25 protein-coding genes and 1 pseudogene are annotated in these 23,731 nt (G+C 73.8%); 10 read left to right on the forward strand and 16 right to left on the reverse strand.

What is annotated here, in order from left to right; all coding sequences use genetic code 11:
* Positions 1–29: 29 nt before the first annotated feature.
* Complete coding sequence (locus HHL19_RS03360; RefSeq protein ID WP_169085314.1) at positions 30–917, reverse strand: N-acetylmuramoyl-L-alanine amidase; 888 nt, start codon at positions 915–917, stop codon at positions 30–32.
* A gap of 1,231 nt (positions 918–2,148) precedes the next feature.
* Here HHL19_RS03360 and HHL19_RS03365 point away from each other — a divergent pair.
* The gene (locus HHL19_RS03365; RefSeq protein WP_169085316.1) at positions 2,149–3,630 is read left to right on the forward strand and encodes a hypothetical protein; all 1,482 of its coding nucleotides are present in this window, start codon (positions 2,149–2,151) and stop codon (positions 3,628–3,630) included.
* A 9-nt stretch (positions 3,631–3,639) separates the two neighbouring features.
* Here HHL19_RS03365 and HHL19_RS03370 read toward each other — a convergent pair whose 3' ends face one another.
* Positions 3,640–4,218, reverse strand: a complete 579-nt coding sequence (locus HHL19_RS03370; RefSeq protein WP_169085318.1) for a TetR/AcrR family transcriptional regulator — start codon at positions 4,216–4,218, stop codon at positions 3,640–3,642.
* 130 nt (positions 4,219–4,348) lie between these two features.
* Between HHL19_RS03370 and HHL19_RS03375 the strand changes: the two genes are divergently transcribed.
* Positions 4,349–5,011 (forward strand): dihydrofolate reductase family protein, encoded by a 663-nt coding sequence (locus HHL19_RS03375; RefSeq protein ID WP_169085320.1) that lies wholly within the window; start codon positions 4,349–4,351, stop codon positions 5,009–5,011.
* A 19-nt stretch (positions 5,012–5,030) separates the two neighbouring features.
* Here the strand turns inward: HHL19_RS03375 and HHL19_RS03380 are convergent, their stop codons facing one another.
* Positions 5,031–5,663 carry a class I SAM-dependent methyltransferase gene (locus HHL19_RS03380; RefSeq protein WP_169085322.1) on the reverse strand — a complete coding sequence of 211 codons (633 nt, stop codon included), beginning with the start codon at positions 5,661–5,663 and terminating at the stop codon, positions 5,031–5,033.
* 50 nt (positions 5,664–5,713) lie between these two features.
* On the reverse strand, positions 5,714–6,121 hold the full coding sequence (locus HHL19_RS03385) for an ATP-binding protein (protein WP_346768241.1): 408 nt from the start codon (positions 6,119–6,121) through the stop codon (positions 5,714–5,716).
* 87 nt (positions 6,122–6,208) lie between these two features.
* Between HHL19_RS03385 and HHL19_RS03390 the strand changes: the two genes are divergently transcribed.
* Genes HHL19_RS03390 through HHL19_RS03400 form a run of 3 tightly spaced genes read left to right on the forward strand, consistent with a single transcriptional unit; the run spans position 6,209 to position 7,721 of the window.
* Complete coding sequence (locus HHL19_RS03390; protein ID WP_169085324.1) at positions 6,209–7,057, forward strand: helix-turn-helix transcriptional regulator; 849 nt, start codon at positions 6,209–6,211, stop codon at positions 7,055–7,057.
* The gene (locus tag HHL19_RS03395; RefSeq protein ID WP_169085326.1) at positions 7,017–7,298 is read left to right on the forward strand and encodes a DUF397 domain-containing protein; all 282 of its coding nucleotides are present in this window, start codon (positions 7,017–7,019) and stop codon (positions 7,296–7,298) included. Before HHL19_RS03390 ends, HHL19_RS03395 begins: the two co-directional genes overlap by 41 nt.
* A 6-nt stretch (positions 7,299–7,304) precedes the next feature.
* The gene (locus tag HHL19_RS03400; protein WP_169085328.1) at positions 7,305–7,721 is read left to right on the forward strand and encodes a hypothetical protein; all 417 of its coding nucleotides are present in this window, start codon (positions 7,305–7,307) and stop codon (positions 7,719–7,721) included.
* Here the strand turns inward: HHL19_RS03400 and HHL19_RS03405 are convergent.
* From HHL19_RS03405 to HHL19_RS03430, 6 genes and pseudogenes are all read right to left on the reverse strand, one after another.
* Positions 7,708–8,067, reverse strand: coding sequence for a hypothetical protein (locus HHL19_RS03405; protein WP_169084239.1), 360 nt, complete (start codon positions 8,065–8,067; stop codon positions 7,708–7,710). The two genes, HHL19_RS03400 and HHL19_RS03405, sit on opposite strands and share 14 nt — an antisense overlap.
* A pseudogene (locus HHL19_RS37010) lies at positions 8,040–8,481 on the reverse strand (hypothetical protein). The gene HHL19_RS03405 and the pseudogene HHL19_RS37010 overlap by 28 nt, the downstream one beginning before the upstream one ends.
* 67 nt (positions 8,482–8,548) lie before the next feature.
* Positions 8,549–8,956, reverse strand: coding sequence for a DUF4259 domain-containing protein (locus HHL19_RS03415; RefSeq protein WP_169085330.1), 408 nt, complete (start codon positions 8,954–8,956; stop codon positions 8,549–8,551).
* A gap of 109 nt (positions 8,957–9,065) precedes the next feature.
* Entirely contained in the window at positions 9,066–9,974 is a 909-nt protein-coding gene (locus HHL19_RS03420; protein WP_346768242.1) for a helix-turn-helix domain-containing protein, read from the reverse strand.
* A 23-nt stretch (positions 9,975–9,997) separates the two neighbouring features.
* Complete coding sequence (locus HHL19_RS03425; protein WP_169085332.1) at positions 9,998–10,807, reverse strand: alpha/beta hydrolase; 810 nt, start codon at positions 10,805–10,807, stop codon at positions 9,998–10,000.
* 86 nt (positions 10,808–10,893) lie between these two features.
* Positions 10,894–11,292 (reverse strand): cupin domain-containing protein, encoded by a 399-nt coding sequence (locus tag HHL19_RS03430; protein WP_169085334.1) that lies wholly within the window; start codon positions 11,290–11,292, stop codon positions 10,894–10,896.
* A gap of 51 nt (positions 11,293–11,343) precedes the next feature.
* Here HHL19_RS03430 and HHL19_RS03435 point away from each other — a divergent pair, with 51 nt between their 5' ends.
* Entirely contained in the window at positions 11,344–12,348 is a 1,005-nt protein-coding gene (locus tag HHL19_RS03435) for a helix-turn-helix domain-containing protein (protein WP_169085336.1), read from the forward strand.
* Between the two features lie 79 nt (positions 12,349–12,427).
* Here HHL19_RS03435 and HHL19_RS03440 read toward each other — a convergent pair whose 3' ends face one another.
* Positions 12,428–13,099 (reverse strand): DUF4097 family beta strand repeat-containing protein, encoded by a 672-nt coding sequence (locus HHL19_RS03440; protein WP_169085338.1) that lies wholly within the window; start codon positions 13,097–13,099, stop codon positions 12,428–12,430.
* A 250-nt stretch (positions 13,100–13,349) separates the two neighbouring features.
* On the opposite strand from HHL19_RS03440, the gene HHL19_RS03445 reads away from it, so the two are divergent.
* The 4 genes from HHL19_RS03445 (at position 13,350) to HHL19_RS03460 (ending at position 19,180) form a co-directional block, all read left to right on the forward strand.
* The gene (locus tag HHL19_RS03445) at positions 13,350–14,087 is read left to right on the forward strand and encodes a helix-turn-helix domain-containing protein (RefSeq protein ID WP_169085340.1); all 738 of its coding nucleotides are present in this window, start codon (positions 13,350–13,352) and stop codon (positions 14,085–14,087) included.
* A gap of 90 nt (positions 14,088–14,177) precedes the next feature.
* Entirely contained in the window at positions 14,178–16,502 is a 2,325-nt protein-coding gene (locus tag HHL19_RS03450; RefSeq protein WP_169085342.1) for an acyl-CoA dehydrogenase, read from the forward strand.
* 13 nt (positions 16,503–16,515) lie between these two features.
* On the forward strand, positions 16,516–17,709 hold the full coding sequence (locus tag HHL19_RS03455; RefSeq protein WP_169085344.1) for a lipid-transfer protein: 1,194 nt from the start codon (positions 16,516–16,518) through the stop codon (positions 17,707–17,709).
* 49 nt (positions 17,710–17,758) lie between these two features.
* Entirely contained in the window at positions 17,759–19,180 is a 1,422-nt protein-coding gene (locus HHL19_RS03460) for a DHA2 family efflux MFS transporter permease subunit (protein WP_240981385.1), read from the forward strand.
* 228 nt (positions 19,181–19,408) lie between these two features.
* Here the strand turns inward: HHL19_RS03460 and HHL19_RS03465 are convergent, their stop codons facing one another.
* The 5 genes from HHL19_RS03465 to HHL19_RS03485 all read right to left on the reverse strand — a co-directional run bounded on the left by HHL19_RS03465 (position 19,409) and on the right by HHL19_RS03485 (position 23,586).
* Positions 19,409–19,834 carry a hypothetical protein gene (locus tag HHL19_RS03465; protein WP_169085348.1) on the reverse strand — a complete coding sequence of 142 codons (426 nt, stop codon included), beginning with the start codon at positions 19,832–19,834 and terminating at the stop codon, positions 19,409–19,411.
* Positions 19,835–20,067: 233 nt separating this feature from the next.
* Complete coding sequence (locus HHL19_RS03470) at positions 20,068–20,700, reverse strand: response regulator transcription factor (protein ID WP_169086271.1); 633 nt, start codon at positions 20,698–20,700, stop codon at positions 20,068–20,070.
* A 5-nt stretch (positions 20,701–20,705) separates the two neighbouring features.
* Positions 20,706–21,911, reverse strand: coding sequence for a sensor histidine kinase (locus HHL19_RS03475; RefSeq protein WP_169085350.1), 1,206 nt, complete (start codon positions 21,909–21,911; stop codon positions 20,706–20,708).
* A 20-nt stretch (positions 21,912–21,931) separates the two neighbouring features.
* Positions 21,932–22,654: an ABC transporter permease gene (locus tag HHL19_RS03480; protein ID WP_169086273.1), complete on the reverse strand. Its 723-nt coding sequence runs from the start codon at positions 22,652–22,654 to the stop codon at positions 21,932–21,934.
* 2 nt (positions 22,655–22,656) lie between these two features.
* The gene (locus HHL19_RS03485) at positions 22,657–23,586 is read right to left on the reverse strand and encodes an ABC transporter ATP-binding protein (RefSeq protein ID WP_169085352.1); all 930 of its coding nucleotides are present in this window, start codon (positions 23,584–23,586) and stop codon (positions 22,657–22,659) included.
* Positions 23,587–23,731 lie beyond the last annotated feature (145 nt).

Raw genomic sequence — 23,731 nt, forward strand, 5'->3', positions numbered from 1 at the left:
GTACGGAGCGAATCTATCGCTCGCGGGTTCTACCCCTGGAGGTAGGTCACGATGCCGTCGGCGATGCCCCGCGCCGCCTTCTGCCGCCACGCGCCGGACGTCAGCAGTGCTGCGTCCTTCGGATCACGCATATTGCCGCATTCGACGAAGACCTTGGGCACGGTTGAGAGATTGAGCCCGCCGAGATCCGAACGGACGTCCAACCCGGTGCCGCCGCCGAGGTAGTTGGCGGGGGAGGTGCCGGTCGTCCGGGCGAAGGCGGCGGCGATCCGCTCGCCGAGCCTACGCGACGGGGCGACGATCGGGCCGGTGTCCGCCGATCCTTCACGGACCTCGGCGGGGACGATCACATGGAAGCCGCGGTTCCCCACGGCGGAGCCGTCCGCGTGGACGGAGACGACGGCGTCGGCCGCCGCCTCGTTCCCGATCCGCGCCCGCTCGTCGATGCACGGCCCGAACGGCCGGTCCGCGTCGTGCGTCACGACCACGGTGGCGCCGCGCGCCTCCAGGAGCTCCTTCAGCCGGTGCGAGACGTCGAGCGTGAAGGCGGCCTCCGTGTACGCGGCCTTCCCCGCGGACGCGTTCGTCGAGGTCCCGGTGGTGTCGCACTCCTTGCGGGCCGTCCCGATGTCCACCTTCTCGGCGATCTCCCGCCCGTGCCGGAAGTTCCCCGGGTTGTGCCCCGGGTCGACGACGACGGTCCGGCCGGCGAGCGGCCGCGCGGCGGCGGTGCCCGGCGTGGCGGAGCCGGTGGGGGTACGGGCCGGGCCGGGCGTCGTGGCCGCCGCGCCCGGCCCCCGGCTGCCCTCCGCGGCCTCGGAGGCGGCGCCGCATCCGGCGAGCGCGGCGGAGCAGACGAGGGCGGCCAGGGCGGCGGGCAGCGAGCGGGTCACGGGGTTCCTGTGGTCGTACGGCACCCCGCGACTCTAGGCCCTCCCCCGGACGAAACCGCGGACCGGATGTACCGGCTCGGTCACGCGGTCCGCAAAACGGTGGACGCGCGGTCGGGGACCCGGGAAGGCTGGGAACACGGAGTGGCGTGGGGGTCACCGCGCCTGGACCCACGAGGGGGAACCGGTGGGGGAAGAACCGAACGACACGCGTCCCCAGGACGCACCGCCCAAGCTGGGCCTGAACAAGCCGGAACCGGAGGCGACGGAGCCCGACGCACCTTCGACGACCGTCCCGTCCAACGAAACGGTACGCATCCGCCCGTCCCGCCCGACCCCGCAGGACGCGAGGCCGGGGGAGGGGACACCGGGGGACGGGGCGCCCCGGGACGCGGTGCCTGGAGGCGCGGTGCGTGGAGACGCGGTGCCTGGAGGCGCCAGGCCCGGGAGCGCCGCGCCCGTGCAGGCCGTGCCCGGGGCCGCGCTTCCTGCGGACGCCGCGCCCGTGCAGGCAGCGTCCGGGGCCGCGCTTCCTGTGGACGCCGTGCCCGCGCAGGCGGCGTCCGGGGCCGCGCTTTCTGTGGACGCCGTGCCTGCGCAGGCGGCGTCCAGGGACGCGCTCCCGGCGGACGCCACGCCCATGCAGGCAGCACCCAGGGACGCGCTTCCCGCGGACGCTACGCCCATGCAGGCAGCACCCAGGGACGCGCTTCCCCCGGACGCCGCGCCCACACAGGCCGCCCCTGCGGCGGCCACGCCCGCGGACGCCACGCCGACGGGCTCCTTCCGGCTGGCCGCCCCGGCGCCCGCGGGCGGCCCGGCGCCCTGGGAGGCGCCGGCGCAGAACGGCGGCTCGGCGGGTCCCGCCGGTTCCGTCGGCCCCACCGGCTCTGCCGGCTCGGCCGGGGCCGCCGGTCCTGCCGGTTCGACCGGCTCAGTCGGTCCCGCCGGCCCCACCGGTCCCGCCGGCCCCGCCGGTCCCGCCGGGACCTCCGGCTTCGCAGGGGGCACCGATTCCGGCGGGGCCGGTTTCGGGGCTTCCTCCGGCGGAGCCGGCGGCTTCGGGCCGCCCTCCGGCAGCTTCGGGGCCGGGGACGGTGGGGCGCACGGGCAGGCGCCTGTGGCCGGGCCCGGGTGGGCCGGGGCGGGGGCGCTTCCGCCGTTGCCTCCCGCGCCGCCCGGGTTCGGGGCCGGAGGGGCCGGAGGGGCCGGCGGTGCCGGTGGTCAGGGGGAGGCGCGGCCGCTGCAGGCGGTGGCGGTGGGGCTGTTGAACCTGTCGTGCCTCGGGCTCGGGTACGTGCTGCTGCGGCGGTGGGTCCTGGCGGCGGTCTGCTGGGCGGCCACGGCCGCGCTGCTGCTGCTCGCGCTGCCGGCGGACGCGGACGGCGTCCCGGTGGGCGTGCTCGTCGGGTACGGCGCCGTGCTGCTCGCCGCCGTCGCCGACGGCGCCCGTCGCGGGCTGCGGGCCCGGCTCCCGCTCGGGGGCACGGCCCGCCGCCTCGCGCTGCCGCTCGCGGTCGTGCTGCTCGCCGCCCCGGCCGGCGGCACCGTCGCGTACGGGGCGGCCCGGGAGGAGGCGCGCGAGGAGGCGTTCCAGCAGTCGCTGCTGGCCCGGCTCGCCGACGCCGACGCGGTCGTGAAGTCCAAGGACGGCGTCCGCTTCGACCTCGCCGAGCCCTACTACGAGGAGGCCCTCGGCACCTACGAGTCGCTGGCGCTCGAACACCCCGGCTCCCGCGCCGCGAAGCTCGTACCGGAGCGCCTCGACGCGTACGTCGTGTCCGTGTCCGCGCCGTACACGGAGAAGAAGTACTGCCTGGCGGTCGACCCGCTCAAGCACCTGCGGTCGCTCCCGGACACCGTGGACGAGTCCGTCCTCGGCGACCGGGCGGCGCGCTGGGACGAGCCGCTGGCGCGCTCCCTGTACGAGTGCGGCAGCGCGGAGCGCGGCCGGTCGGATACGGAGCCCGCCCGCGAGGCGTTCACCGAACTGCGCGCGCTGTTCCCGAAGTCCCCGCACGTCGCCGAGGTCGAGAAGCTCGTCGGCGGCGACCTCTCCAAGGCGGCGGCCCCGCTGACCGCCGGCACCGCGTCCGACCCGTGCGCCGCCGTCAAGACGGTGGAGACCCAGCGGGCCTTCGCCACCTCGCTCAAGGACTACGCGCTCTCGGGGGCGGTCGCGGACGCCGACCGGGGCATCCAGAAGGGCGTCTTCGCCTGCGGCACCCGGCAGTTCCGCGACGGGGACTTCTCCGACGCCGGGACGACCATGGACCGGTACCTCAAGGACTACCCGAAGGGCCCGCAGGCGGCCCACGCCCGGTCGGTCTCCATCGCCGCGGAGATCGCCGACGAGGTGCCGGAGGCCGGGAAGAAGCTGCCCCCGGCGACGGCTCCGGGCGGCCCCCGCATGACCATGGTGATCAGCAACGACGCCCCGGACACGGTGGAGCTCCTCTACACCGGCCCGGTCACCGGCAAGATCACGCTGCGGGCCTGCGGCGGCTGCCGCAAGTACCGCGCCGTCGACACCGCCGTCAGGGGCTTCAAGCCCTGCTCCGGCCCGTCCTCCAAGTACCCGAAGACGACGATCTCGCTGCCGGCGGGGACGTACCACCTGCTGCAGAAGCGGGCGGGCAGCGGCCTCTCCTCGGCCGGCGACACCAAGTCCAGCAAGGCGAAGATCGAGCCCGGCTACAGCTACACCAACTGCCTCTACGTGACCTCGCTGCTCTACTGAGTCTGAGTCTCAGTACCCGTCCACGATCCGGTCCACCGCCGCCGCCACCAGCGCGTCCCGCTCCTCCTCCGAGAAGACGTCGGGGAGCGTCAGCTGCTCCACGATCAGCCAGTTCAGGGTGAGGATGAGCAGCTTGACGGAGGTGGCGTCGCCGGGCAGCCCGGAGGACTCGTGGAAGGCGACGTTGGCCTCGACGTCGGCCCGCACCCGCTCGGTCAGGATCGAGCGGAGCGCGGGCCGGCGGGTGGCCTCCAGCCGTAGTTCGAGGAGGGCGAGGTAGCCGGTGCGGAAGGACGAGACCCGCCCGACCAGCTCCCGCATGATCCGCGTGTACGTCTCCTTGTCCGGGGGCGCCGTACGGGTCTCCTCCATCGTCGCCTCGTCGGGCCGGAGCCGTTCGTAGACCCGGGCGCCGGCCTGGGTGAGGAGTTCGTCGCGGTTGGCGAAGTAGTTGGACGCGGTGCCGGTGGGCACCCCGGCCTCGCTGTCCACGGCCCGGAAGGTCAGCCCCCGGGCGCCCTCGCGGGCCAGCACCTCGATCGCCGCGTCCACGAGCGCGGTGCGCCGCTCGTCGTTCCGCCTCGCCATCGACACCACTCCGTTCGTAGTACTACAACTGAACCCCTTCTCGTAGGGTACGCGTCCCCGCGCGACGTGCGATGAGTTACCGCCGTCCGGGCAGTCATCCATGCGGAACGACCGACCGAGGAGGCGCCCCATGCCCGCCCAGCCCCCCAGGCCCCAGCTGTTGAAGGTCCAGAGCTTCTGCGTCTCCACCGACGGGATCGCCGCCGGCGAGGACCAGTCCCTGGAGCGGCCCTTCGGCCACGTCGACCCGGGGCGCCTCTTCGCCTGGGCCGGAGCCACCGCCAGCTGGCCCAACCGCACCGACCCCGGCGGCACCCGAGGCCTCGACGACTACCTCGTCCGCGACTTCCACCACGGCATCGGCGCGGAGATCATGGGCCGCAACAAGTTCGCCCCCCTGCGCGGCCCCGGGCAGGACGAGGACTGGAAGGGCTGGTGGGGCGAGGAGCCGCCCTTCCGGACGCCCGTCTTCGTCCTCACCCACCACCCCCGCCCGTCCTTCACCCTCTCCGACACCACGTTCCACTTCCTCGACGCCGACCCGGCGACGGCCCTGGAGCGCGCGAAGGAGGCGGCGGACGGCAAGGACGTCCGCCTCGGCGGCGGCGTGACGACGGTCCGCGAGTTCCTGGACGCCGACCTCGTCGACACCCTCCACATCGCCGTCTCGCCGGTGAAGCTCGGCACCGGCCTCAAGCTCTGGGACACTCCCGAGGAGCTCACCGACCGCTTCCACCTGGACGTCGTGCCCAGCCCGAGCGGCGTCACCCACCACCTCTTCTGGCGCAGGTGACCCGCCCGCCCGGCCGGCCTCAGGAGGCCCGGCGCAGCACCCGCAGCGAGTCCGTGACCGAGACCTCCTCGAAGTCGCCGGACTCCAGTGCGCGCAGATAGATCCGGTACGGCGCCTGGCCGCCGTCCGCCGGGTCCGGGAACACGTCGTGGATGACCAGCAGGCCCCCGGGGGCGACCCGGGGGGCCCAGCCCTCGTAGTCGTTCGTGGCGTGCTCGTCCGTGTGCCCGCCGTCGATGAACACGAGCCCGAGCTCCCCGCCCCACACCTTCGCGACCTGCGGGCTGCGCCCGACCACCGCGATCACGTGCTCCTCCAGGCCCGCCTTCCGCAGCGTCCGCCGGAAGGTCGGCAGCGTGTCCATCGCGCCGACCTCCGGGTCCACCACGGTCGGGTCGTGGTACTCCCACCCCGGCTGCTGCTCCTCGCTGCCCCGGTGGTGGTCCACGGTCACCGCGACCGTCCCCGCCCGCCGCGCCGCGTCCGCCAGCAGGATCGTCGACCGCCCGCAGTACGTGCCGACCTCCAGGAGCGGCAGCCCGAGCTTGCCGGCCTCCTCGGCCGCCGCGTACAGGGCCAGCCCCTCGCCGACGGGCATGAACCCCTTCGCCGCCTCGAAGGCGGCGAGGATCTCGGGAGTGGGCTCGGACATGGCGGTCTCCTACTGGCAAGTAGTACGTCGGTACGGGCGCCCATCGTGCCTTACCCGTCGCACTCGAACCACACCGTCTTCCCGTCCCTCCGCTCCTCCACCCCCCACCGGTCCGTCACGCCCTCCACCACCGCGAGCCCCCGCCCGCTCTCCGCAGCCGCCTCCGGCACCTTCGCGTGCAGCGTGCACGCCACCCCGTCCGCGACCTCCACGCGCAGCCCGTACGGCTCCCGCAGGAACAGCACCGAGCACCGCCGCCCCGGCACGTGCCGCACGACGTTCGCGACGAGCTCGGTCAGCGCGAGGGTCGCGGAATCGCTCACCTGGTCGAGTCCCCAACGCGTGAGGAACATGCGCAGGATGGTGCGCATGTGGCGGGCCGAGTGCTCACCCACGGTGAAGCCCATCCGGTAGCTGGCCTCAAGTGCCGCAGGATGCAAGTCTGTTGGTTCATTCATGCCTCTAGGGTGACCACACTTCGTTACGCTCGGCTACCGGACTGAACGCAACGCCACGGTGCGTACGCAATGGGGGGTGACCTCGCCATGGTCAACATCCGCAGCCTCGATCCCAGCGCCTCGCCGCTGGACTACTACGGTTACGAACTCCGCCGCCTCAGAGAGGAAGCGGGGATGAGCCAGTCGCAGCTGGGGGCGATCCTCTTCTGCACGGGCTCGCTGGTGGGCCAGATCGAGACCGCGAGAAAGGTCCCCACCAGGGAGTTCTCGGAGCGGCTCGACGCGGCGCTGATGACGGGCGGGCTGTTCTCGCGGCTGGTGGGGCTCGTGCTGAAGAGCCAACTGCCGTCGTGGTTCAGGCCGTACGCGGAGATGGAAGAGAAGGCCACCTATCTCTGCACGTTCCAGGCGCAGCTGGTGTACGGCCTACTCCAGACGGAGGCCTATGCCCGGGCCGTCATCGGCGTCAGGTTCGAGAGCGATCTCGATGGTCTGGCCGCCGCCCGCCTTGAGCGTCAGCGGATCCTGGACCGAGACAACCCGCCCCTGCTCTGGGTCGTCATGAGCGAGGCGGTACTGCGCCAGGAGGTTGGTGGACGGGAGGTAATGAGGGATCAACTGGCTCATCTGTTGGAGATGCAGGAACGCCAGAGGGTGAACATCCAGATCCTCCCGTTCAAGGTGGGCGCGCACGGTGGACAGATGGGCTCCTTCAATCTCCTCCGGTTCGAGGACGATCCGGATCTCGTCTACACCGAGGACTTCGTCCAGGGTCATATGACCGTGGATTCCGCCGCGTTCATGCGGGGGTCGCTCCGTTACGATCACCTGCGAGCGGCCGCTCTCTCGGTGGAGGACTCGTCCGCGCTGATCACCCGCGTCATGGAGGAACACTATGGAGACCAACCGGAGCCTGGCGGGAGCGCGCTGGCGTAAGTCCTCGTTCAGCGGGGACACCGGCGGCGACTGCATCGAGTGTGCGCCGCTCGGCACCGCGGCCTGGCGTAAGTCGTCGTACAGCGGGGATACGGGCGGCCAGTGCATCGAGGTCGCCGACCTCGCCGCGCACGTCGCGGTCCGCGACTCCAAGAACCCCGAAGGCCCCGCCTTCCTCGCCTCGTCGGCCGCCTTCACGGCGTTCGTGAGCGCCGCTGCCGAGGGGCGCATCGGTCGCTGACCGGCCATGGCGACCCTCATAGGGATGGTGATCCTCGCCCTCGTCCTGCCGACGTGGGCGGGGATCACGTACGTGGGGCTCGTCCGCGCCCGCCGCGAGAACGCGGGTCTTCCGGGCCCGCCCCGCCCCCGGCGTACCGCTGCGAAGAAGGCCGCCTGGATCGCCGTACTCGCGTACGTCCTCGGCGGGGCGCTGCACCTGTACGGGTTCTCGTACCTGGTGTTCCTCCAGCCCGAGGACGCCTGCTGGTTCAAGGCGGGGCGCATGGTGGTGCCCGACTCCAGCGGTGGGCTGCCGGTGAGTCTGGTCTGCGCGGGGGAGGAGATCGTCCCGCCGTGGCTGAACCCGGGGCTCGCCGTCCTCGCGGTGACCGCCGTCGGTGCGACCGTCGCCGCGATCGTGCTGAGGGTCAGGCGCCGGTAGGGGAGAGGCGATCGTGCGGCGGACCCGGTGCGCGGCGCTCGGGGACGACGGTGCCGTCGGCCAGGTCGAGGAGGTACGCGGGGCCGTGGAGGCCCCACGGTGTGTACTCCAGGGAGTCCGTCGTCACGAGGCCCCGGCCGCCGGAGACATGGGCCCGGAGGGTACGGTCTCCGGTCCCGGTCGCCCGGACCTCGCCGTGCCGGGCGGGCGGTTCGCCCCGGTGGTGGACCCGCTCGTACGGCGGCGAGCCCTCGGCCCGCCGACGCCCGTCATGGCGGGAGCGTACGCCCGCCGGACCGCACCGCCCGGAGCCGTCGGTCAGCCCAGGTCGGCGCGGCCCAGCCACGACGGCCTGACCGGCACCCCGTCCGCGTACCGCTCGACATCGGGCTCGGGCTCGGGCTCGGGCTCCGGTTCGGGCTCCGGTTCGGGCTCGGGCTCCGGTTCGGCTTCCGTCGGTTCCGGGTCGGGCTCGGGCGGAGGCGACGCGGAGTCCTCCAGCAGCTCCGCCAGGGTGAACCCGCGTGAGGTGGGACTGCCACGCCCCGTCCACGACGAGCAGGAAGGCGTCCCCCTCCCGAAGAAGCCGACGGCGCCGGGGATTCCGGGGATGCGGCGGCGAGAAGTCGCGAGCCCGCTGCTCCAGTTCGGCCAGCGCGTCCTCGCGCGACCCGGTGACGTGCGTCAGCACGTACGCCTCCAGGTGTTTGCGCTCCCCGATCCCCACGGTCATCTCCACGACCAGCCCCCACGTCGGCATTGCCTCCGGACCTCCGCTCTCGTCGAGCCCTCACAGTAGGCGGCGGACGGGCCGAGGCGACGACCGGTCAGGCCCCCGCCAGCACGCCCCGCAGCTTCAGCACCCCCGCCTTCCACTCCTCGCCGTCCGACTCCTCCCAGAGTTCGAGCAGTTCGGACGGCTCGGCGAGCACCCGGTCCAGCGCGGCGACGGCCTCCGCCCGCAGCAGCGCCACCGGCAGGTCTCCGACCGGCGCCTTCGGCCCGTACGAGCTCGTCACCGGCTCCCCGCCCGGACACCGCGCCGCCACCAGCGCGGCGGCCGCGAGCGCCTCCGCCCCGAAATCCGAGTCCAGGTACTCCTCCCCGGTCCCGGTCACCTCCCGGAAGGCCGCGAGCAGCACCTCCGCCTTCTTCCCGTCCGGGGCCTCGTCCACCCGGTACGAGAAGTCCGCCGCCGTGTCGTTGTCGAACGGTCCGATGTCCCAGGTCCCCATGGCGCGTACGCCCTTTCGTGATCGTGTCGTCCGGTCTCGTCGCCATCGTGACAGCGCCCACTGACAACACGAGGAGGAGCGGCGCGCCCTTCTCATGCGCGGATCCTTCTCATGCGCGGATCGGATGCGTCGACGGCGGCGGGTCCGCGAACGAGGCCGGCCACGCGACGTCGTCGATGGCGAGCCAGGGCGCAGCGGCTACGGCGGTGGGCGTCACCCCGGTGAACGCCTTGACCTCGCGGTGGAGGTGGGCCTGGTCGGCGTAGCCGCTCGCGGCTGCCACCTGGGCGGCGGCGTTGCCTGCCGCGAGGAGATGGGCGGCGTGGTCGAAGCGCACCAGCCGGGCGGCGTGTTTGGGGGTGAGGCCGATCTGGGACCGGAAGCGGGACCACAGGCGCTGACGGCTCCAACCCACCTCGTTCGCCAGGCTGTCGACGCGCACCCGTCCTCGGCCGGCGCGCATCAGCCGCCAGGCGGCGGCCACCTCAGGATCGAGCGAGGGGCGGGCGCTGATCCGTCGGCCGAGGACCTCCGCCGCGATCGTGAACCGCTCGTCCCACGACGTGGCGGCCCGCAGCCTGTCCTCGGTTCTCCCGGCGTCGCGGCCCCAGACGTCCTCCAGGGAGACCACCGTCCCGCTGAGGTCGGTCGATGCTCCGAACACCGCGACCGCCAGGACCGGCGACAACCGGATCTGGAGGCACTCGATCCCGGCTGTCGCCCGGCCCCCGAGCCGAAGGCCGCGCGGTACCAGCCCGACGACCGTGCTGCCGCGTTCGCGCCGGCCGTGGGCGTCGTGGACGAGGCCCTCTCCCTCGCTCAGGTCCATGAACAGAGTGATCGAGGGGTGCGCGACCATGGCGATGTCCATCATGGCGACATCCAGCATGGCGACATCCATGTGCGCCGGGGCACGTCGGCGGAACCCGGCCATGCCGACCCCCGGCAGCCGGCCCGGCTTCCCGGGCACGGCGACCTCCAACGACGCCCAGTCGGGTGGTGGTTCGGTGGACCTCACGGCACCAGGCTAGACGAGGGGGGTCAGCGGACCGTGGCCGCGAAGTCCAGCAGCAACTCGCCGGTCGCCTCCGGCGCTTCGAGCATCGGGAAGTGCCCGACGTCGGGCAGCTGCTCGACCCGCGCGTTCGGCACGGTGTCGTAGTCGTGCGCCGAAGCCGGGTCCCAGCGGGGGTCGGCAGCGCCGAAGATCACCAGAACAGGGACGTCGAGTGCGGTCAGGCGCGCGGGGACGCTCCTCTCGGCGATGTACGCGGTGTTCTGGCGCAGCACCGTCTTGAACGTGCGGTAGCCGATGTCCCGTACGTCGGCGATCAGCTCGTCCGGGACGTCCACCGGGCGGTTGCACACCGAGGTCACCCCCCGGCGGAGCATCGCGTCGGAACGGATCCTCCATACGAGCGGGCCGAGCGGCGGGCCGATCAGGACCCGGAGGAAGGCGGGCTGCGGAAGGAGCGCGTCGGGACTCGGGCCACTGCTGATCAGCGCGAGCGAACCCACCAGGTCCGGGCGCTGTTCGGCGAGGGCGGTGGCGATGTATCCGCCGCTGGAGTGCCCGGCCACCGTGACCGGACGAAGGCCGAGCTCGTCGAGCACCTTGGCCAGGCCGGCGGCCTGCCCGGGCACGTCGTACGACGGCGCGGGCGGGGACTGGCCGTGGCCCGGGAGGTCGATCCGGATGACGTGGTACCGGCCGGCCAGGGCCGGCACCACCGGGCCCCAGGAGCTGCCCGAGGCCCCCGATCCGTGGATGAGCACCAGCGGCGGCGCCTCCCGGGGGCCGTCGTGGACCACGCGCATCCCGTGCACATGCTTACCGTCGTGGATAGCCATGCACGGGAGGATGCCCGGGCCGCCGGCCCCGGTCTTGTACGAATGTCGTCACGGGGCCGACAGGGTGCGGGTCACGCGGCCCGTGGTCACAGGTCGAGGGCGTGGCCCGTCGTCGCGTCCACGTGGGCCGGGACCGGGTCGTGGCGGTCGCCGACCGTGGAGGTGCCGGTGGGTTCGAGGAGGAGGATCGACGCGCCGGCGGGGGCGTACGGCTTGTGCTCGACGCCCCGGGGGACGGTGAAGACCGAGCCCTTCGGGAGGCGGACCGTGCGCTCGCCGTCCGGTTCGCGGAGCGCGATCGACAGCTCGCCGTCGAGGACGAGGAAGAACTCGTCGGTGTCGTCGTGCGCGTGCCACAGGTGCTCGCCCTCGACCTTGGCCACGCGCACGTCGTAGTCGTTGACGCGGGTGACGATCCGGGGGCTCCACAGGGCGTCGAAGGAGGCGAGGGCGGCGGCGAGGGCGACGGGTTCGTTGCGGGTCATGGGGTGATCCTCGTCGTGGCGGGAGCGGAGCGGGAGTGCTAGGAATCGCGTATGTCGCAAGGATCCTCGCAGCACGGCCCGAGTCCGTCCGCCCTTCACCGGGTCGTCGTGATCGTCGACGCCAACTCCAACCCCTTCGAGCTCGGCTGCGCCAGCGAGGTCTTCGGCCTGCGCAGGCCGGAGCTGGGGGAGGGGCGGGAGCTGCTGTACGACTTCGGGCTCTGCTCGCCGGAGCCGGAGACCCTGATGCGGGACGGCTTCTTCACGCTGACCGGGGTCCGGGGGCTTGAGGCGGCGGACGCCGCCGACACCGTCATCGTGCCGAACCGGCCCGACGTGGCCGTGCCGCGCCGCCCCGCCGTCCTCGACGCGATCCGGCGGGCGCACGCGCGCGGGGCGCGGCTGATCGGCTTCTGCAGCGGGGCGTTCACGCTCGCGGAGGCGGGCGTCCTGGACGGGCGGCGGGCGACGGCGCACTGGCAGTGGGCGGACGCCTTCCGGGCGCGGTTCCCGGCCGTACGCCTGGAGGAGGACGTGCTGTTCGTCGACGACGGCGACATCCTGACGGCGGCGGGCAGCGCGGCGGCGCTCGACCTGGGCCTGCACGTGGTGCGGCGCGACCACGGGGCGGAGGTCGCGAGCGCGGTGAGCCGGCGGCTCGTCTTCGCCGCCCACCGGGACGGCGGGCAGCGGCAGTTCATCGAGCGGCCCGTGCCGGAGGTCCCCGAGGAGTCGCTCGCGCCGGTCCTCGCCTGGGCGCAGGAGCGCCTCGACCGGCCGCTGACGGTGGCCGACCTCGCCGCGCGGGCGGCCGTCAGTCCCGCGACCCTGCACCGGCGCTTCCGGGCGGAGCTGGGCACGACCCCGCTGGCCTGGCTGACGGGGGAGCGGGTGACGCTGGCCCGCCGGCTCCTGGAGCGCGGGGAGGCCCGGCTCGACGTGGTGGCGCGGGCGAGCGGGCTCGGCACGGCGGCCCATCTGCGGACCCTGGTGCGCCGCGAGACGGGCCTGTCCCCGTCGGCGTACCGGAACCGCTTCGGCCCGGGCGGGAGGTGAGTCCCGGCCCGGGCCGCGGGGGGCGTACGGGTCGTGCGGGTCGTGCGGGTCGTGCGGGGGCGCCACAGGGGTGGCGGTCTCAGTTGGAGTGGGCGGAGATGTCGCCGTAGGAGGTGGTGGCGCGGATGGCGAGGCCGGCGCCCGCGCCCTCGGCGTTCCGGAGGCCGTTGCTGACGCGGCCGTAGGAGGTGCCGGCGTCGAGGGTCGCGGCGACGCCGCGGGCGGCGCCGACCGAGATCGAGCCGGACTGCGTGCTCAGCTCCACCGAACCGGCCGTCGCCTCGGCGATCCGCAGGTCGCCGCGGGCGGTGGTGAGTTCGGCGTCGCCGTTGACGCGGCCGAGGGTGATGTCCCCGTCCTGGAGGGCGAGGCGGACGCGGCCGGCCTCGTCGAGCTTGACCGGGCCCTGGGCGGCCTCGAAGGTGACGTCCCCGAGCCGTCCGACACCGCGCAGGTCCGCGGCGGCGGCCTTGCCCTCGACGGAGGACCCGGCCGGGAGCTGGACGGTGATCTCGACGGAGCCGGAGGCGCCGAACAGCTGGTTCTTCGCCTCGGGGGCGGTGATCCGCAGGACGCCGTCCGCGAAGGCGACCGTGGTCTCCTCGGCGGCCTTCACGTCACGGGACCGGCCGGCGGAGGCGGGGCGGACGTCGACGGTGACGTCCTTGCGGTCGGCGGCGATGAAGCGGAGGTGACCGGCCGGGACGGCGACGAGGGCGGCGATCGGGGCGGCGGCGGCGAAGGTCTGCATGAGGGGCGCTCCTTGTGGAGTGGTGTTCCGTCGGCGTTTCCGACACGAGAAAAGCTACGTTGCTTTCCAAGATCTAGCAACTACTTCGTTGCACTGGATTGATGTATTTGCAGGTCGGTGCCGAGATTTCGTTGCAATGGATCGAGAATTGATGCAACGTCGCCGATCCGTTGCGTTGCAATGGAGGGAGGGTGAACGCTATGCTGGCCGCGTTGTGCACGCACGGGGGCGAAGTCGAAAGGGGAGCGCGATGCCGGGAGGCAGGCTCACTCAGCAGGAACGTCAGCAGATCGCGCTGGGACTGGCCGACGGGCTCGCGTACGCGGAGATCGGCAGGCGGCTCGACCGCCCCACCTCCACCGTCACCCGCGAGGTGATGCGCAACGGCGGACCCACCGCCTACCGCCCCGACCTGGCGCACCGCGCCACCGAGGGCCGCGCCCGGCGCCGCAGGCCCGGGGGCGCCGCCGCGGTGCCGGCCGCGCGGGCGGACGGGCGGGACGCGGAGGCCGTGCGCGACTACGAGGAGGCGTTCGCCACCGTCTTCATGCAGAGCGGTCTGCCCCGGATGACCGCCCGCGTCCTCGCCGCCCTCTACGCCACCGACGCGGGCAGCCTCACCGCCGGCGAACTCGGCGAGCGGCTCCAGGTCAGCGCCGGCTCCATCTCCAAGGCCATCGCCTTCCTGGAGGGCCAGAGCCTCATCCGCCGCGAGCGCGACGACCGGCGCCGCGAGCGGTACATCGTCGACGACGAGCTCTGGTACCAGTCGATGATCGCCGCCGCCAAGGCCAACGAGCAGATGGTCGAGATCGCCCGGCAGGGCGTCGCCGTCCTCGGTCCCGGCACCCCCGCCGCCGCCCGCCTGGAGAACGTCGCCCGCTTCATGGACTTCGTCAGCGAGGCCATCGTCCGCGCCGCCGAACAGGCGCGGGACGTCCTGCTGACGAAGCCCGCGGAGCCGGAGGGCGTACCGGACGGGGAGTGAGTCGCCTCCCCCTGTGAGACGCGGGCCACATCTGACCTTCCGTCAGATGTGGCCTTCCGTCGTAGTGGAACGTGTTCTACTCTGCGCGCCATGGGCATCGCCATCACGCACGAACAGCGGGACCTCGCCCGGTCCGTCCGCGCCTGGCTCACCCGCGCCGCACCCCCCGAGGAGCTCCGCCGCCTGCTCGACGCGCCCGAGCCGCCCGCCGGCCCGCCCGCGTACTGGCACGCCGCCGCCGCGCAGGGCCTCCTCGGGATCCACGTACCGGAGGAGCACGGCGGCGGGGGCGGCGGCCTCGACGACCTCGCCGTCGTCGTCGAGGAGACCGCCCGGGCCCTGCTCCCCGGCCCCTACCTCCCCTCCGTCCTCGCCGCCGAACTCCTGCGCCGGGCGGGCGCGCACGGGCCCCTCCTCGCCGACCTCGCCGAAGGCCGCCGCGTCGGCGCCGTCGCCCTCGGCGGAACCGGCACCCTCACCGCCGTACGCACCGGCGCCGGATACCTCCTCGACGGCACCGCGCCCCCCGTCCTCGGCGCCGCCCAGGCCGACCTGCTCCTCCTCCAGGCCGCCACCGCCGACGGCACCGTCTGGCTCGCCGTCGACGCGCACCCGGCCGACGGGCCGGGCCCCGACGTCCGTGCCCGCGCCGCCGACGGGCCGGGTCCCGACGTCCGTGCCCGTGCCGCCGACGGGCCGGGTCCCGACGTCCGTGCCCGTGCCGCCGCCGGGCCGGGTCCCGACGTCCGTGCCCGTGCCGCCGCCGGACCGCGCCTCGCCGTCCGCCCCCACGCCTCCGCCGACCCCACCCGGCCCACCGCCGAGGTCGGGGCCGCCGCCGTCCCCGTGCCCGCCGACCGCGCGCTCGCCCTCGACACCGGCCTCGTCCACGACCTCGCCGCCGTCCTCTTCGCCGCCGACGCCTGCGGCACCGCCGCCCGCGCCGTCGACACCGCCGCCGAACACGCCCGCACCCGCGAACAGTTCGGGCACCCCATCGGGAAGTTCCAGGGCGTCAAACACCTCTGCGCCGACATGCTCGTCCGGCTCGAACAGGCCCGCGCCCTCGCCTGGGATGCCGCCCGCGCCGCCGACGACCCCGCCCGGCCCCTCGTCGCCGCGCTCGCCGCCGCCACCGCCCTCGACGCCGCCCACACCTGCGCCAAGGACTGCGTCCAGATCCTCGGCGGCATCGGCTTCACCTGGGAACACGACGCCCACATCCTGCTGCGCCGCGCCCTCGTCGCCCGCCAGCTCCTCGGCACCGGCGACCGCTTCCGGCTCGACGCCCTCCGGCACGCCGCCACCGGCCCGCGCCGCTCCCTCCGCCTCGACCTGCCGGCCGCCGCGGAGCAGTACCGCGAGGCCGCCCGCGCCGCCATCGCCCCCGCCGCCGGACTCGACCCGGCCGCCGCCCGCCGCGTCCTCGCCCGCACCGGCCACGCCGCCCCGCACCTCCCGGAGCCGTACGGCCTCGGCGCCGGGCCGCTCCAGCAGCTCGCCGTCCAGCGCGAACTCGACGAGGCGGGCGTCACGATCGCCGGACTCTCCATCGCCACCTGGGTCGTACCGTCCCTCCTCGCCCACGGCAGCCCCGCCCAGCAGGAGACCCACCTCGGCCCCACCCTCCGCGGCGAACGGCGCTGGTGCCAGCTCTTCTCCGAGCCCGGCGCCGGCTCCGACCTCGCCTCCCTCCGCACCCGCGCCGAACGCACCGAGGACGGCGGCTGGCGCATCACCGGACAGAAGGTGTGGACGAGCGCCGCGCAGGAGGCCGACTTCGGCATCCTCCTCGCCCGCACCGACCCCGCCGCCCCCAAACACCGGGGCCTCAGCTACTTCCTCGTCGACATGAGGAACACCCCCGGCATCGACATCCGCCCGCTGAAGGAGATCACCGGGGACTCCCTCTTCAACGAGGTCTGGTTCGACGGCGCCGTCCTCCCCGCCGACGCCGTCGTCGGCGAGGTGGGCGACGGCTGGCGGGTCGCCCGCACCACCCTCGGCAACGAACGCGTCCACATGGCCGACCAGGTCGTCTTCGACACCGGCCTCGAAGCGCTCATCAAGGCCTCCGCCGAAGCCGACGGCTCCGTCCGCGCCCGCACCGGCGCCCTCCTCGCCGAGGCCCACGCGCTCGCCTGCATCGGCCTGCGCACCACCCTCCTCCAGGTGTCGGGACTCGAACCCGGCGCGGGCGCCAGCGTCCGCAAGCTCGTCCAGACCCTCCACCAGCAGAAGACCGCCGAACTCGCCCTCGAACTCCTCGGCCCCGACGGCGCCGTGGCCGAGGGCGCCGGCGCGGCGGCCGTCCACGGCTTCCTCATGTCCCGCTGCCTGACCATCGCGGGCGGCACCACGCAAGTCCAGCTCAACGTCGTCGCCGAGCGCCTGCTCGGCCTCCCGCGAGACTGACCGAGAGGCCCTCATGAAGTCGTACGTCGTCGGTGTCGGCATGACGAAGTTCGAGAAGCCCGAGACCCGGGACTGGCAGTACTGGGACATGGCCCGCGAGGCCGGCACCGCCGCCCTCGCCGACGCCGGCGTCCCGTACGAGAAGGTCGAACAGGCCGCCGTCGGCTACTGCTTCCAGGCCTCCACCGCCGGGCAGCGCGCCGTCTACGAACTCGGCCTCACCGGACTTCCCGTCTACAACCTCAACAACAACTGCGCCACCGGCTCCACCGCCCTCATGACCGCCCGCCAGTTCGTCGAGGGCGGCATCGCCGACTGCGTCCTCGCCCTCGGCTTCGAGAAGATGAGCCGGGGCTCGCTGGGCGGCGGCAGCGGCGCCGGAGACTTCGCCACCTCACCCGTCGCCCGGCACTACGGCATCATGGCCGCCGCCCACGGCTTCGAGGCCTCCCCGCCCACCGCGCAGATCTTCGGCAACGCCGCCCGCGAGCACATGGAGCGGTACGGCACCACCGAGGCGCAGCTCGCCGCCGTCGCCGCCAAGAACCACCTCCACTCCTCGCGCAACCCCCAGGCCCAGTTCCAGGACGTGTACACGGTCGAGGAGGTCCTCGCCGCGAAGCCCGTGCACCATCCGCTCACCAGGCTCCAGTGCTCGCCCACCTCCGACGGCGCCGCCGCCGCCCTCGTCGTCTCCGCGCGCTTCGTCGCGGAACACGGCCTGGAAGGGCGGGCCGTGGAGATCGCGGGCCAGGCCATGACCACCGACACCGGAGAGTCCTTCGCCTCCGGCTCCTGCGTCGACGCCGTCGGCCGGCCCATGTCGCGGGAGGCCGCGCGGCAGGCGTACGAGGCCTCCGGGCTCGGCATCGAGGACGTCGACGTCATCGAGCTCCACGACTGCTTCTCCATCAACGAGCTCCTCACCTACGAGGCCCTCGGCATGTGCGCGGAGGGCGCTTCCGGCAAGCTCGTCGAGTCCGGCGCCACCACCTACGGCGGCCGGTGGGTGGTCAACCCCTCCGGCGGCCTCATCTCCAAGGGGCACCCGCTCGGCGCCACCGGCCTCGCCCAGACCGCCGAACTCGTCCGCCAGCTCCGCGGCGAGGCCGCCGACCGCCAGGTCCCCGGCGCCCGCGTCGGCCTCGCCCACAACATCGGCCTCGGCGGCGCAGCGGTCGTGACCCTGCTGCGTCGCGAGTCGTAGGACTCTTTCCGCATGTACGGGGCGGAGCCGCTCTGCGACCATGACACGCATGCCGCAGACCGACTCCGCCACCGGAAGCACCGCCACCCGCCCCTTCATACGCACCGCCCGGCCCTGGCTCGTCGTCCTCGTCGCCTGCGCCGGGCAGTTCCTCGTCGTCCTCGACGTGTCGGTCATGAACGTGGCGCTGCCGTCCCTCAAGGCCGACCTCGGCCTCGGCACCCTCGGCCTCCAGTGGGTCCTCAACGCCTACGCGATCGCCTTCGCCGGCTTCATGCTCCTCGGCGGCAGGGCGGCCGACTTGTACGGGCGCAAGACCATGTTCCTCGCAGGTCTCGGGCTCTTCACCGCCGCCTCCGTCGTCGGCGGCCTCGCCCCCGAGGGCGGCTACCTCGTCGCGGCGCGGGCCGCGCAGGGACTCGGCGCGGCGGCGCTCTCCCCGGCCACCCTCACCCTCGTCACCTCCGCCGTCCCGCCCGGCGCGGCCCGCACCCGGGCCATCGCCACCTGGACGGCGGTCGGCGCGGCGGGCGGCGCCGCGGGCGGCTTCGTCGGCGGCCTCCTCGTCGACCTCCTGAACTGGCGCTGGGTGCTCCTCGTCAACGCGCCCCTCGGCGTCCTCATCCTCGCCGCGGCCGTCCTCTGGCTCGCCGAGAGCCGCACCGCGGAGGGGCGCCGCCTGGACCTGCCCGGCGCGGTCCTCGTCACCGGGGGCCTGGCGACGCTCGCGTACGGCATCGTGCAGACCGAGATGGCCGGCTGGACCTCCGCCGCGACGCTGCTGCCGCTGCTCGGCGGCCTCGCGCTCCTGGCGGTCTTCGTCGCGGTCGAGAAGCGCACGAAGGAACCCCTGGTCCCCCTCGGCATCTTCCGCAACCGGGCCGTGTCCGCCGCCAACACCGGCATCATGCTCTGCGGCTCCGCCTCCTTCGGCATGTGGTTCTTCATGACGGTGTACGCCCAGAACGTCCTCGGCTACACCCCGCTCCAGGCCGGACTCGCCCTCGTGCCCAGCTCGCTGGCCGTCCTCGTCGGCTCCAAGACCGCGCCCCGCCTGATGGCCGTCACCGGCGCCCGGACGCTCGCGATCGCCGGCATCCTCACGGCGGCGGCCGGCTTCGCCTGGCAGTCCACCCTCACCGCCGACGGCACCTTCCTCACCACGGTCCTCGGCCCCGGCATCCTCATGATGGCCGGCATCGGCCTCGCCACCACGCCGCTCGCCACCCTCGCCACCTCCGGGGCCGCCCCCGGCGACGCGGGCCTCGTCTCCGGCCTCGTCAACACCTCCCGGACGATGGGCGGCGCGATCGGCCTCGCCCTGCTGACCACAGTCGCGGCCGCCGCCACCCCGGACCCCGCCCACCTGGTCCCCGGCTACGCGACGGCCTTCCGCGTCTCCACGGGCATCCTCCTGGCGGCAGCGGCCCTGATGGCCGTCTGGCTGCCCCGAAAGGCCAAGGCGACATAAGCCGGTCGAGGATGCGGGGGTCGGCAGGACGAGAGAAGCCTTGACGGACAGGCCAGTCCACTGGGGCAGGATGCGGGACGGCAGGCTGGTGACGTTGAGCTTCGATACGAACGGACACACACGAACGGACAGCACGGCCTAAATAGGTGATTTTCTTCCTGTGTGAGAAAAGATCGATCAATCTCCGCGCTTCGGGTGCCGCCTCCTCCATACGTCGATTCAATTAGATCAGGCATTTGATGGAAGGGGGGTGACAGTGATGCAGGCTGCCCAGGGGCGGAAGTTCCGGGGGAGGAACAAAGCTCCGAAGTGGGCCAAGCCCGATGACGGGATGGTGTCGGTGATGGTGCTGCCGCTGGCCGTCACCGACCCCGCCGACCTCGCCCGGCTGGAGAAACTGTTCGGCGCGATGTGGTTGGTCAAGCGGCCGTCCAGCGCGACGCCCGCGCCAAGGTCGATGCGTACTGGGCCGCCTTCCACGAGCGGGGCGAGCAGGGAGCGAAGGCCGTACGCCAGCGCCTGGGCCTGTCCCGAGAGGGCCTGGAGCGCTGTGCGTACAGGCACCTCGAAGACGCCGGTCACCTCAAGCACCACGCCTCCAAGGCCCTGGCCATGCATATGGCCGACGAAGTGTGGAACGGCGTGCAGCGGCATCTGTTCGCCGATTCCTCGGGCAACCGCCACGGCCGCCCCCGCACAGGCCGGTGGCACGACTTCACCCGCATCCCCGGCCGCGCCCGCGGGAGACCTCTGCTCACCGAACCGCCGAACGACGGGACCGAGCAACCCCAGATGAGCCGCGCCCAGCGCGCGACCACGCTGGAGCGCCCGGCACCCGAACGGCGTGCAGTCCGCAGCTCACCCTCTGGTGAATTACGGATCAAGTCTTAGAGCCAGCCCTGCTGCCGGGCGGCCCGAGCCGCCTCCATCCGATTCCGGGTCCCGGTCTTGCCGATCGCCGACGACAGGTAGTTCCGCACGGTCGACTCCGACAGGTGGAGCCGGCCCGCGATGTCCGCGATCGTCGCCCCGTCCACCGCCGCCGACAGGGCCTCCCGCTCACGGGCCGTCAGCGGGTTCGGTCCCGCGCCGAGCGCCGCCGCCGCGAGCGCCGGGTCGATGACGGTCTCGCCCCGCAGCACCTTCCGGACCGCCTCCGCCAGCTCCTCCACCGGCCCGTCCTTCACCAGGAACCCGGCCGCCCCCGCCTCCATCGCCCGCCGCAGATACCCGGGCCGTCCGAAGGTCGTCAGGATCAGCACCCGGCAGTCCGGCACCTCGTCCCGCAACTCCGCCGCCGCGTCGAGCCCCGACCGCCCCGGCAGCTCGATGTCGAGCAGCGCCACGTCCGGCCGCGCCACCAGCGCCCGCTCCACGATCTCGTCCCCCCGCCCGACCTGGGCGACGACCTCGATGTCCGTCTCCATCCCGAGCAGCAGGGCGAGCGCCCCGCGCATCATCCCCTGGTCCTCGGCGAGGAGCACCCGGATCGACTTGGACGGGCGGTGGTCCTGAGGCATCTCGTTCACGAGCGAAAGCCTAGGCCGGATGGTTCCTCCCCGCCTGGGGCGTACAGGTCCGGGGACGCCGGGAGTTCCGCCGTCAGGCGGAAGCCGCCGGCCGGCGCCTCGGCCGTGGTGAGGGTGCCGCCCGCCGCCGCGAGGCGTTCGCGCAGGCCGCGCAGGCCGGTGCCGGTGATGGTGGGGGAGGGGCCCCGGCCGTCGTCGGTGACGGTGAGGCGGGTCCGCTCCGGGGCGGTCGTGACCTCGATCTCGCACCGGGTCGCCCCCGCGTGCCGGACCACGTTCGTTGCCGCCTCCCGTACCACCCAGCCGAGCAGCGCCTCCGCCGCCGGTTCGAGCGGGGGGCCCGAGCGCCGGACCACCGGCTCCACGTCCGCCGAGGCCAGCGCCGAACGGGCCCGGTCCAGCTCCGTGGTGAGGCTGCCCTCGCGGTAGCCGGTGACCGCCTCCCGGATCTCGGTGAGTGCCTGGCGGCCCACCGCCTCGATGTCGGTGATCTGGGCGAGCGCCGCGTCCGGGTCGCGCGGCACGAGGCGCCGTGCGGCCTCCGACTTCACCACGATCACCGACAGGGTGTGGCCGAGCAGGTCGTGCAGGTCCCGGGAGAAGCGCAGCCGCTCCTGCTCCACCGCCGCCCGGGCCAGCTCCTCGCGGGTCTCCCGCAGCTCCCGCACCGTCTCGTCCAGGGCGAGGATCGCTGCCGTCACCATGACCGAGATGAACGTCCCGTACACGACCCCGAAGGCCGTCCAGCTGTCCCGCCACAGCGTCACCACGGCGACCGCCGCGCAGAGCGGGAGGGCGACCGTCGGCAGGAGGCGGGGGCGGCGCACCACGGAGCCCACCGCGAGGCCGAGGAGCGGGAAGAGCAACAGCCACTCCCGGCCGTAGCCGATGGCGAGCGCGAAGGCCAGGACGGCCAGGGCGGTGAGCAGCGTCCAGGTGAGGGGGGCCTCGCGGCGGCTCCGGTCGAAGGCGCGGAAGACGATCCCGATGTAGAGGGTGTTGAAGGCGAAGAGGCCGAGCCCGCCGAGCCAGGGGTTGGCAGCCTCGCCCTGGACGAGGTGGGAGAGGGCGCCCAGGCCCATGAGCAGCCAGGGCAGCAGGCTGAAACCGGTGGGCCCGCCCTCCCTCCTGGCCCGCCACCGCTCCCGTACCGTCGCCGGACGGCACACCGCCGCCGTGCGCCTCAGTAGGGCTTCCGTCATGACGCGGGCTCCTCTTCGTTCTACGCAGTCCTCGCCGCACGACGGTACGAGACCGCCGCGTAGCCGCCGAAGAGGGCCGTCCACAGGGCCAGGACGCCGAGGGCCGCCGCGGTGGGGGCGTGGCCCGCGGCCACGCTCCCGCCCAGCTCCGCGAAGCGGAAGGTCGGGGTGGACGCGGCCAGGGTCCGCATCCAGTCCGGGAAGAGCTCCGCCGGGAACCAGAGCCCGCCCACGACCGCGAGGCCGAGATTGCAGGCGAGGTTGACGACGCCGGTGGTCTGGGCCGTGAGCCGGTAGCCGTTGCCGAGGCCGAGCAGCGCGAACGGCAGCGAGCCGGCCCAGAGGGCGAGCGTCAGCGCGCCCCACTGCCAGGCGGCCAGCCGGACGGAGTTGACCAGGGCGCCGGCGAACAGCACCGAGACGATCGCGGGCAGCACGACCACCGAGCCGGTCAGGGCGCGGCCCGTGACGACCTGCCCGGGCGTCATGGGGGTGATCCGCAGCTGCCGGAGCCAGCCGGTGGACTTGTCCTCGGCGACACCGGTGCCGAGCGAGAGCGCCGCGCCGAGGGTGCCGTACGCGGCCATGCCGATCATCGCGGCCGTGCGGTAGGTGGTGTCGTCGCGGCTGCCCAGGAGGTTGGTGAAGAGCAGGTACAGCATCACCGGCACGCCGACCGTGGAGATCACGAAGGCGGGGTCGCGCAGGGTGCGGCGTGTTTCGAGGCGTACGTACGCGGTGATCATCAGTCTGTCTCCAAAGGCTGCGGGGGCTGCGGTGCGGTCACGGGTTGCGGTGCCGTCAGGGCGAGGAAGGCGTCGTCCAGCGAGACCGGCGCCACCTCCAACGCCCGGATCGCGCCCCGCTCGGCGAGGGCGCGCACGGTGCCGTCGGAGTCGGTGGTGCGCAGCAGGGCGCGGTCGCCCCTCACCTCGTACGAGCCGACGCCGGGCAGCAGGCCGAGCCACCGGGTCGGGGCGCCGGCCAGGTCGAAGGAGACGAGGCTGCCGCCCGCGGCCCGCTTGAGTTCCGCGCTCGTGCCGGCGGCCGTGATCCGGCCGGAGTCGAGGACGACGATCCGGTCCGCGTGGGCGTCGGCCTCCTCTAGGTAGTGGGTGGAGAACAGGACGGTGTTGCCCCGGCGGGCGTATCCATGCATCGCCTCCCAGAACTCCCGGCGGGCCTCCACGTCGAGCGCCGTCGTCGGCTCGTCCAGGACGATCAGCTCCGGGTTCCCGGCCAGCGCGACGGCGAACCGGACGCGCTGGGCCTGGCCGCCGGAGAGCCGGTCGACCCGGCGGTCCGCGAGGGAGGTCAGCCCGGCCGCGGCGAGCGCGTCGGCGACGGGCAGCGGCGCCGGGTACGTCCGGGCGACGAAGCCGACCAGTTCGCGGACCGTGACGCGGGGGACCGGCCGGCCCTCCTGGAGCATCGCCCCGACCCGGCCCGCGGCGACCGCCCGGTCCGGGCGGTCGCCGAAGAGCGCGACCCGGCCGCTGTCGGGGGTGTCGAGGCCGAGGAGCAGGCCGATCGCGGTCGACTTCCCGGCGCCGTTGCGTCCCAGGAGGGCCACGGTCTCGCCGCGCCGCACCGTGAGGTCCAGGCCGTCCGCCGCGCGGACGGAGGCGTACGCCTTGGTGACCGCCTCGAAGACGGCCGAGGGTTCCTTCGTCATGGACCCGACGGTACGGAGCCGGGGGTCGGGCGCGGCAGGCGTCCGCGTACGGACCTGGCGGTGACAAATGTCCTGTGTCAGGGCGCCCGCGGCGATGTCTGACGTACCGTCAGGAGTGTGGGCGTGCGAGGGTTCCCAACGCACC

Origin of the sequence: Streptomyces sp. R302 (assembly GCF_012927245.1) — a bacterium.
Lineage (GTDB): Bacteria > Actinomycetota > Actinomycetes > Streptomycetales > Streptomycetaceae > Streptomyces.

Coding starts and splice junctions, on each gene's coding strand:
- HHL19_RS03370 (WP_169085318.1), bottom strand. CDS start 4,218: ATGGCGAGGCGGAACGACGAGCGGCGCACCGCGCTCGTGGACGCGGCG.
- HHL19_RS03375 (WP_169085320.1), top strand. CDS start 4,349: ATGCCCGCCCAGCCCCCCAGGCCCCAGCTGTTGAAGGTCCAGAGCTTC.
- HHL19_RS03380 (WP_169085322.1), bottom strand. CDS start 5,663: ATGTCCGAGCCCACTCCCGAGATCCTCGCCGCCTTCGAGGCGGCGAAG.
- HHL19_RS03385 (WP_346768241.1), bottom strand. CDS start 6,121: ATGAATGAACCAACAGACTTGCATCCTGCGGCACTTGAGGCCAGCTAC.
- HHL19_RS03390 (WP_169085324.1), top strand. CDS start 6,209: ATGGTCAACATCCGCAGCCTCGATCCCAGCGCCTCGCCGCTGGACTAC.
- HHL19_RS03395 (WP_169085326.1), top strand. CDS start 7,017: ATGGAGACCAACCGGAGCCTGGCGGGAGCGCGCTGGCGTAAGTCCTCG.
- HHL19_RS03400 (WP_169085328.1), top strand. CDS start 7,305: ATGGCGACCCTCATAGGGATGGTGATCCTCGCCCTCGTCCTGCCGACG.
- HHL19_RS03415 (WP_169085330.1), bottom strand. CDS start 8,956: ATGGGGACCTGGGACATCGGACCGTTCGACAACGACACGGCGGCGGAC.
- HHL19_RS03425 (WP_169085332.1), bottom strand. CDS start 10,807: ATGGCTATCCACGACGGTAAGCATGTGCACGGGATGCGCGTGGTCCAC.
- HHL19_RS03430 (WP_169085334.1), bottom strand. CDS start 11,292: ATGACCCGCAACGAACCCGTCGCCCTCGCCGCCGCCCTCGCCTCCTTC.
- HHL19_RS03435 (WP_169085336.1), top strand. CDS start 11,344: ATGTCGCAAGGATCCTCGCAGCACGGCCCGAGTCCGTCCGCCCTTCAC.
- HHL19_RS03440 (WP_169085338.1), bottom strand. CDS start 13,099: ATGCAGACCTTCGCCGCCGCCGCCCCGATCGCCGCCCTCGTCGCCGTC.
- HHL19_RS03445 (WP_169085340.1), top strand. CDS start 13,350: ATGCCGGGAGGCAGGCTCACTCAGCAGGAACGTCAGCAGATCGCGCTG.
- HHL19_RS03450 (WP_169085342.1), top strand. CDS start 14,178: ATGGGCATCGCCATCACGCACGAACAGCGGGACCTCGCCCGGTCCGTC.
- HHL19_RS03455 (WP_169085344.1), top strand. CDS start 16,516: ATGAAGTCGTACGTCGTCGGTGTCGGCATGACGAAGTTCGAGAAGCCC.
- HHL19_RS03460 (WP_240981385.1), top strand. CDS start 17,759: ATGCCGCAGACCGACTCCGCCACCGGAAGCACCGCCACCCGCCCCTTC.
- HHL19_RS03465 (WP_169085348.1), bottom strand. CDS start 19,834: ATGCCGCTGCACGCCGTTCCACACTTCGTCGGCCATATGCATGGCCAG.
- HHL19_RS03470 (WP_169086271.1), bottom strand. CDS start 20,700: ATGCCTCAGGACCACCGCCCGTCCAAGTCGATCCGGGTGCTCCTCGCC.
- HHL19_RS03475 (WP_169085350.1), bottom strand. CDS start 21,911: ATGACGGAAGCCCTACTGAGGCGCACGGCGGCGGTGTGCCGTCCGGCG.
- HHL19_RS03485 (WP_169085352.1), bottom strand. CDS start 23,586: ATGACGAAGGAACCCTCGGCCGTCTTCGAGGCGGTCACCAAGGCGTAC.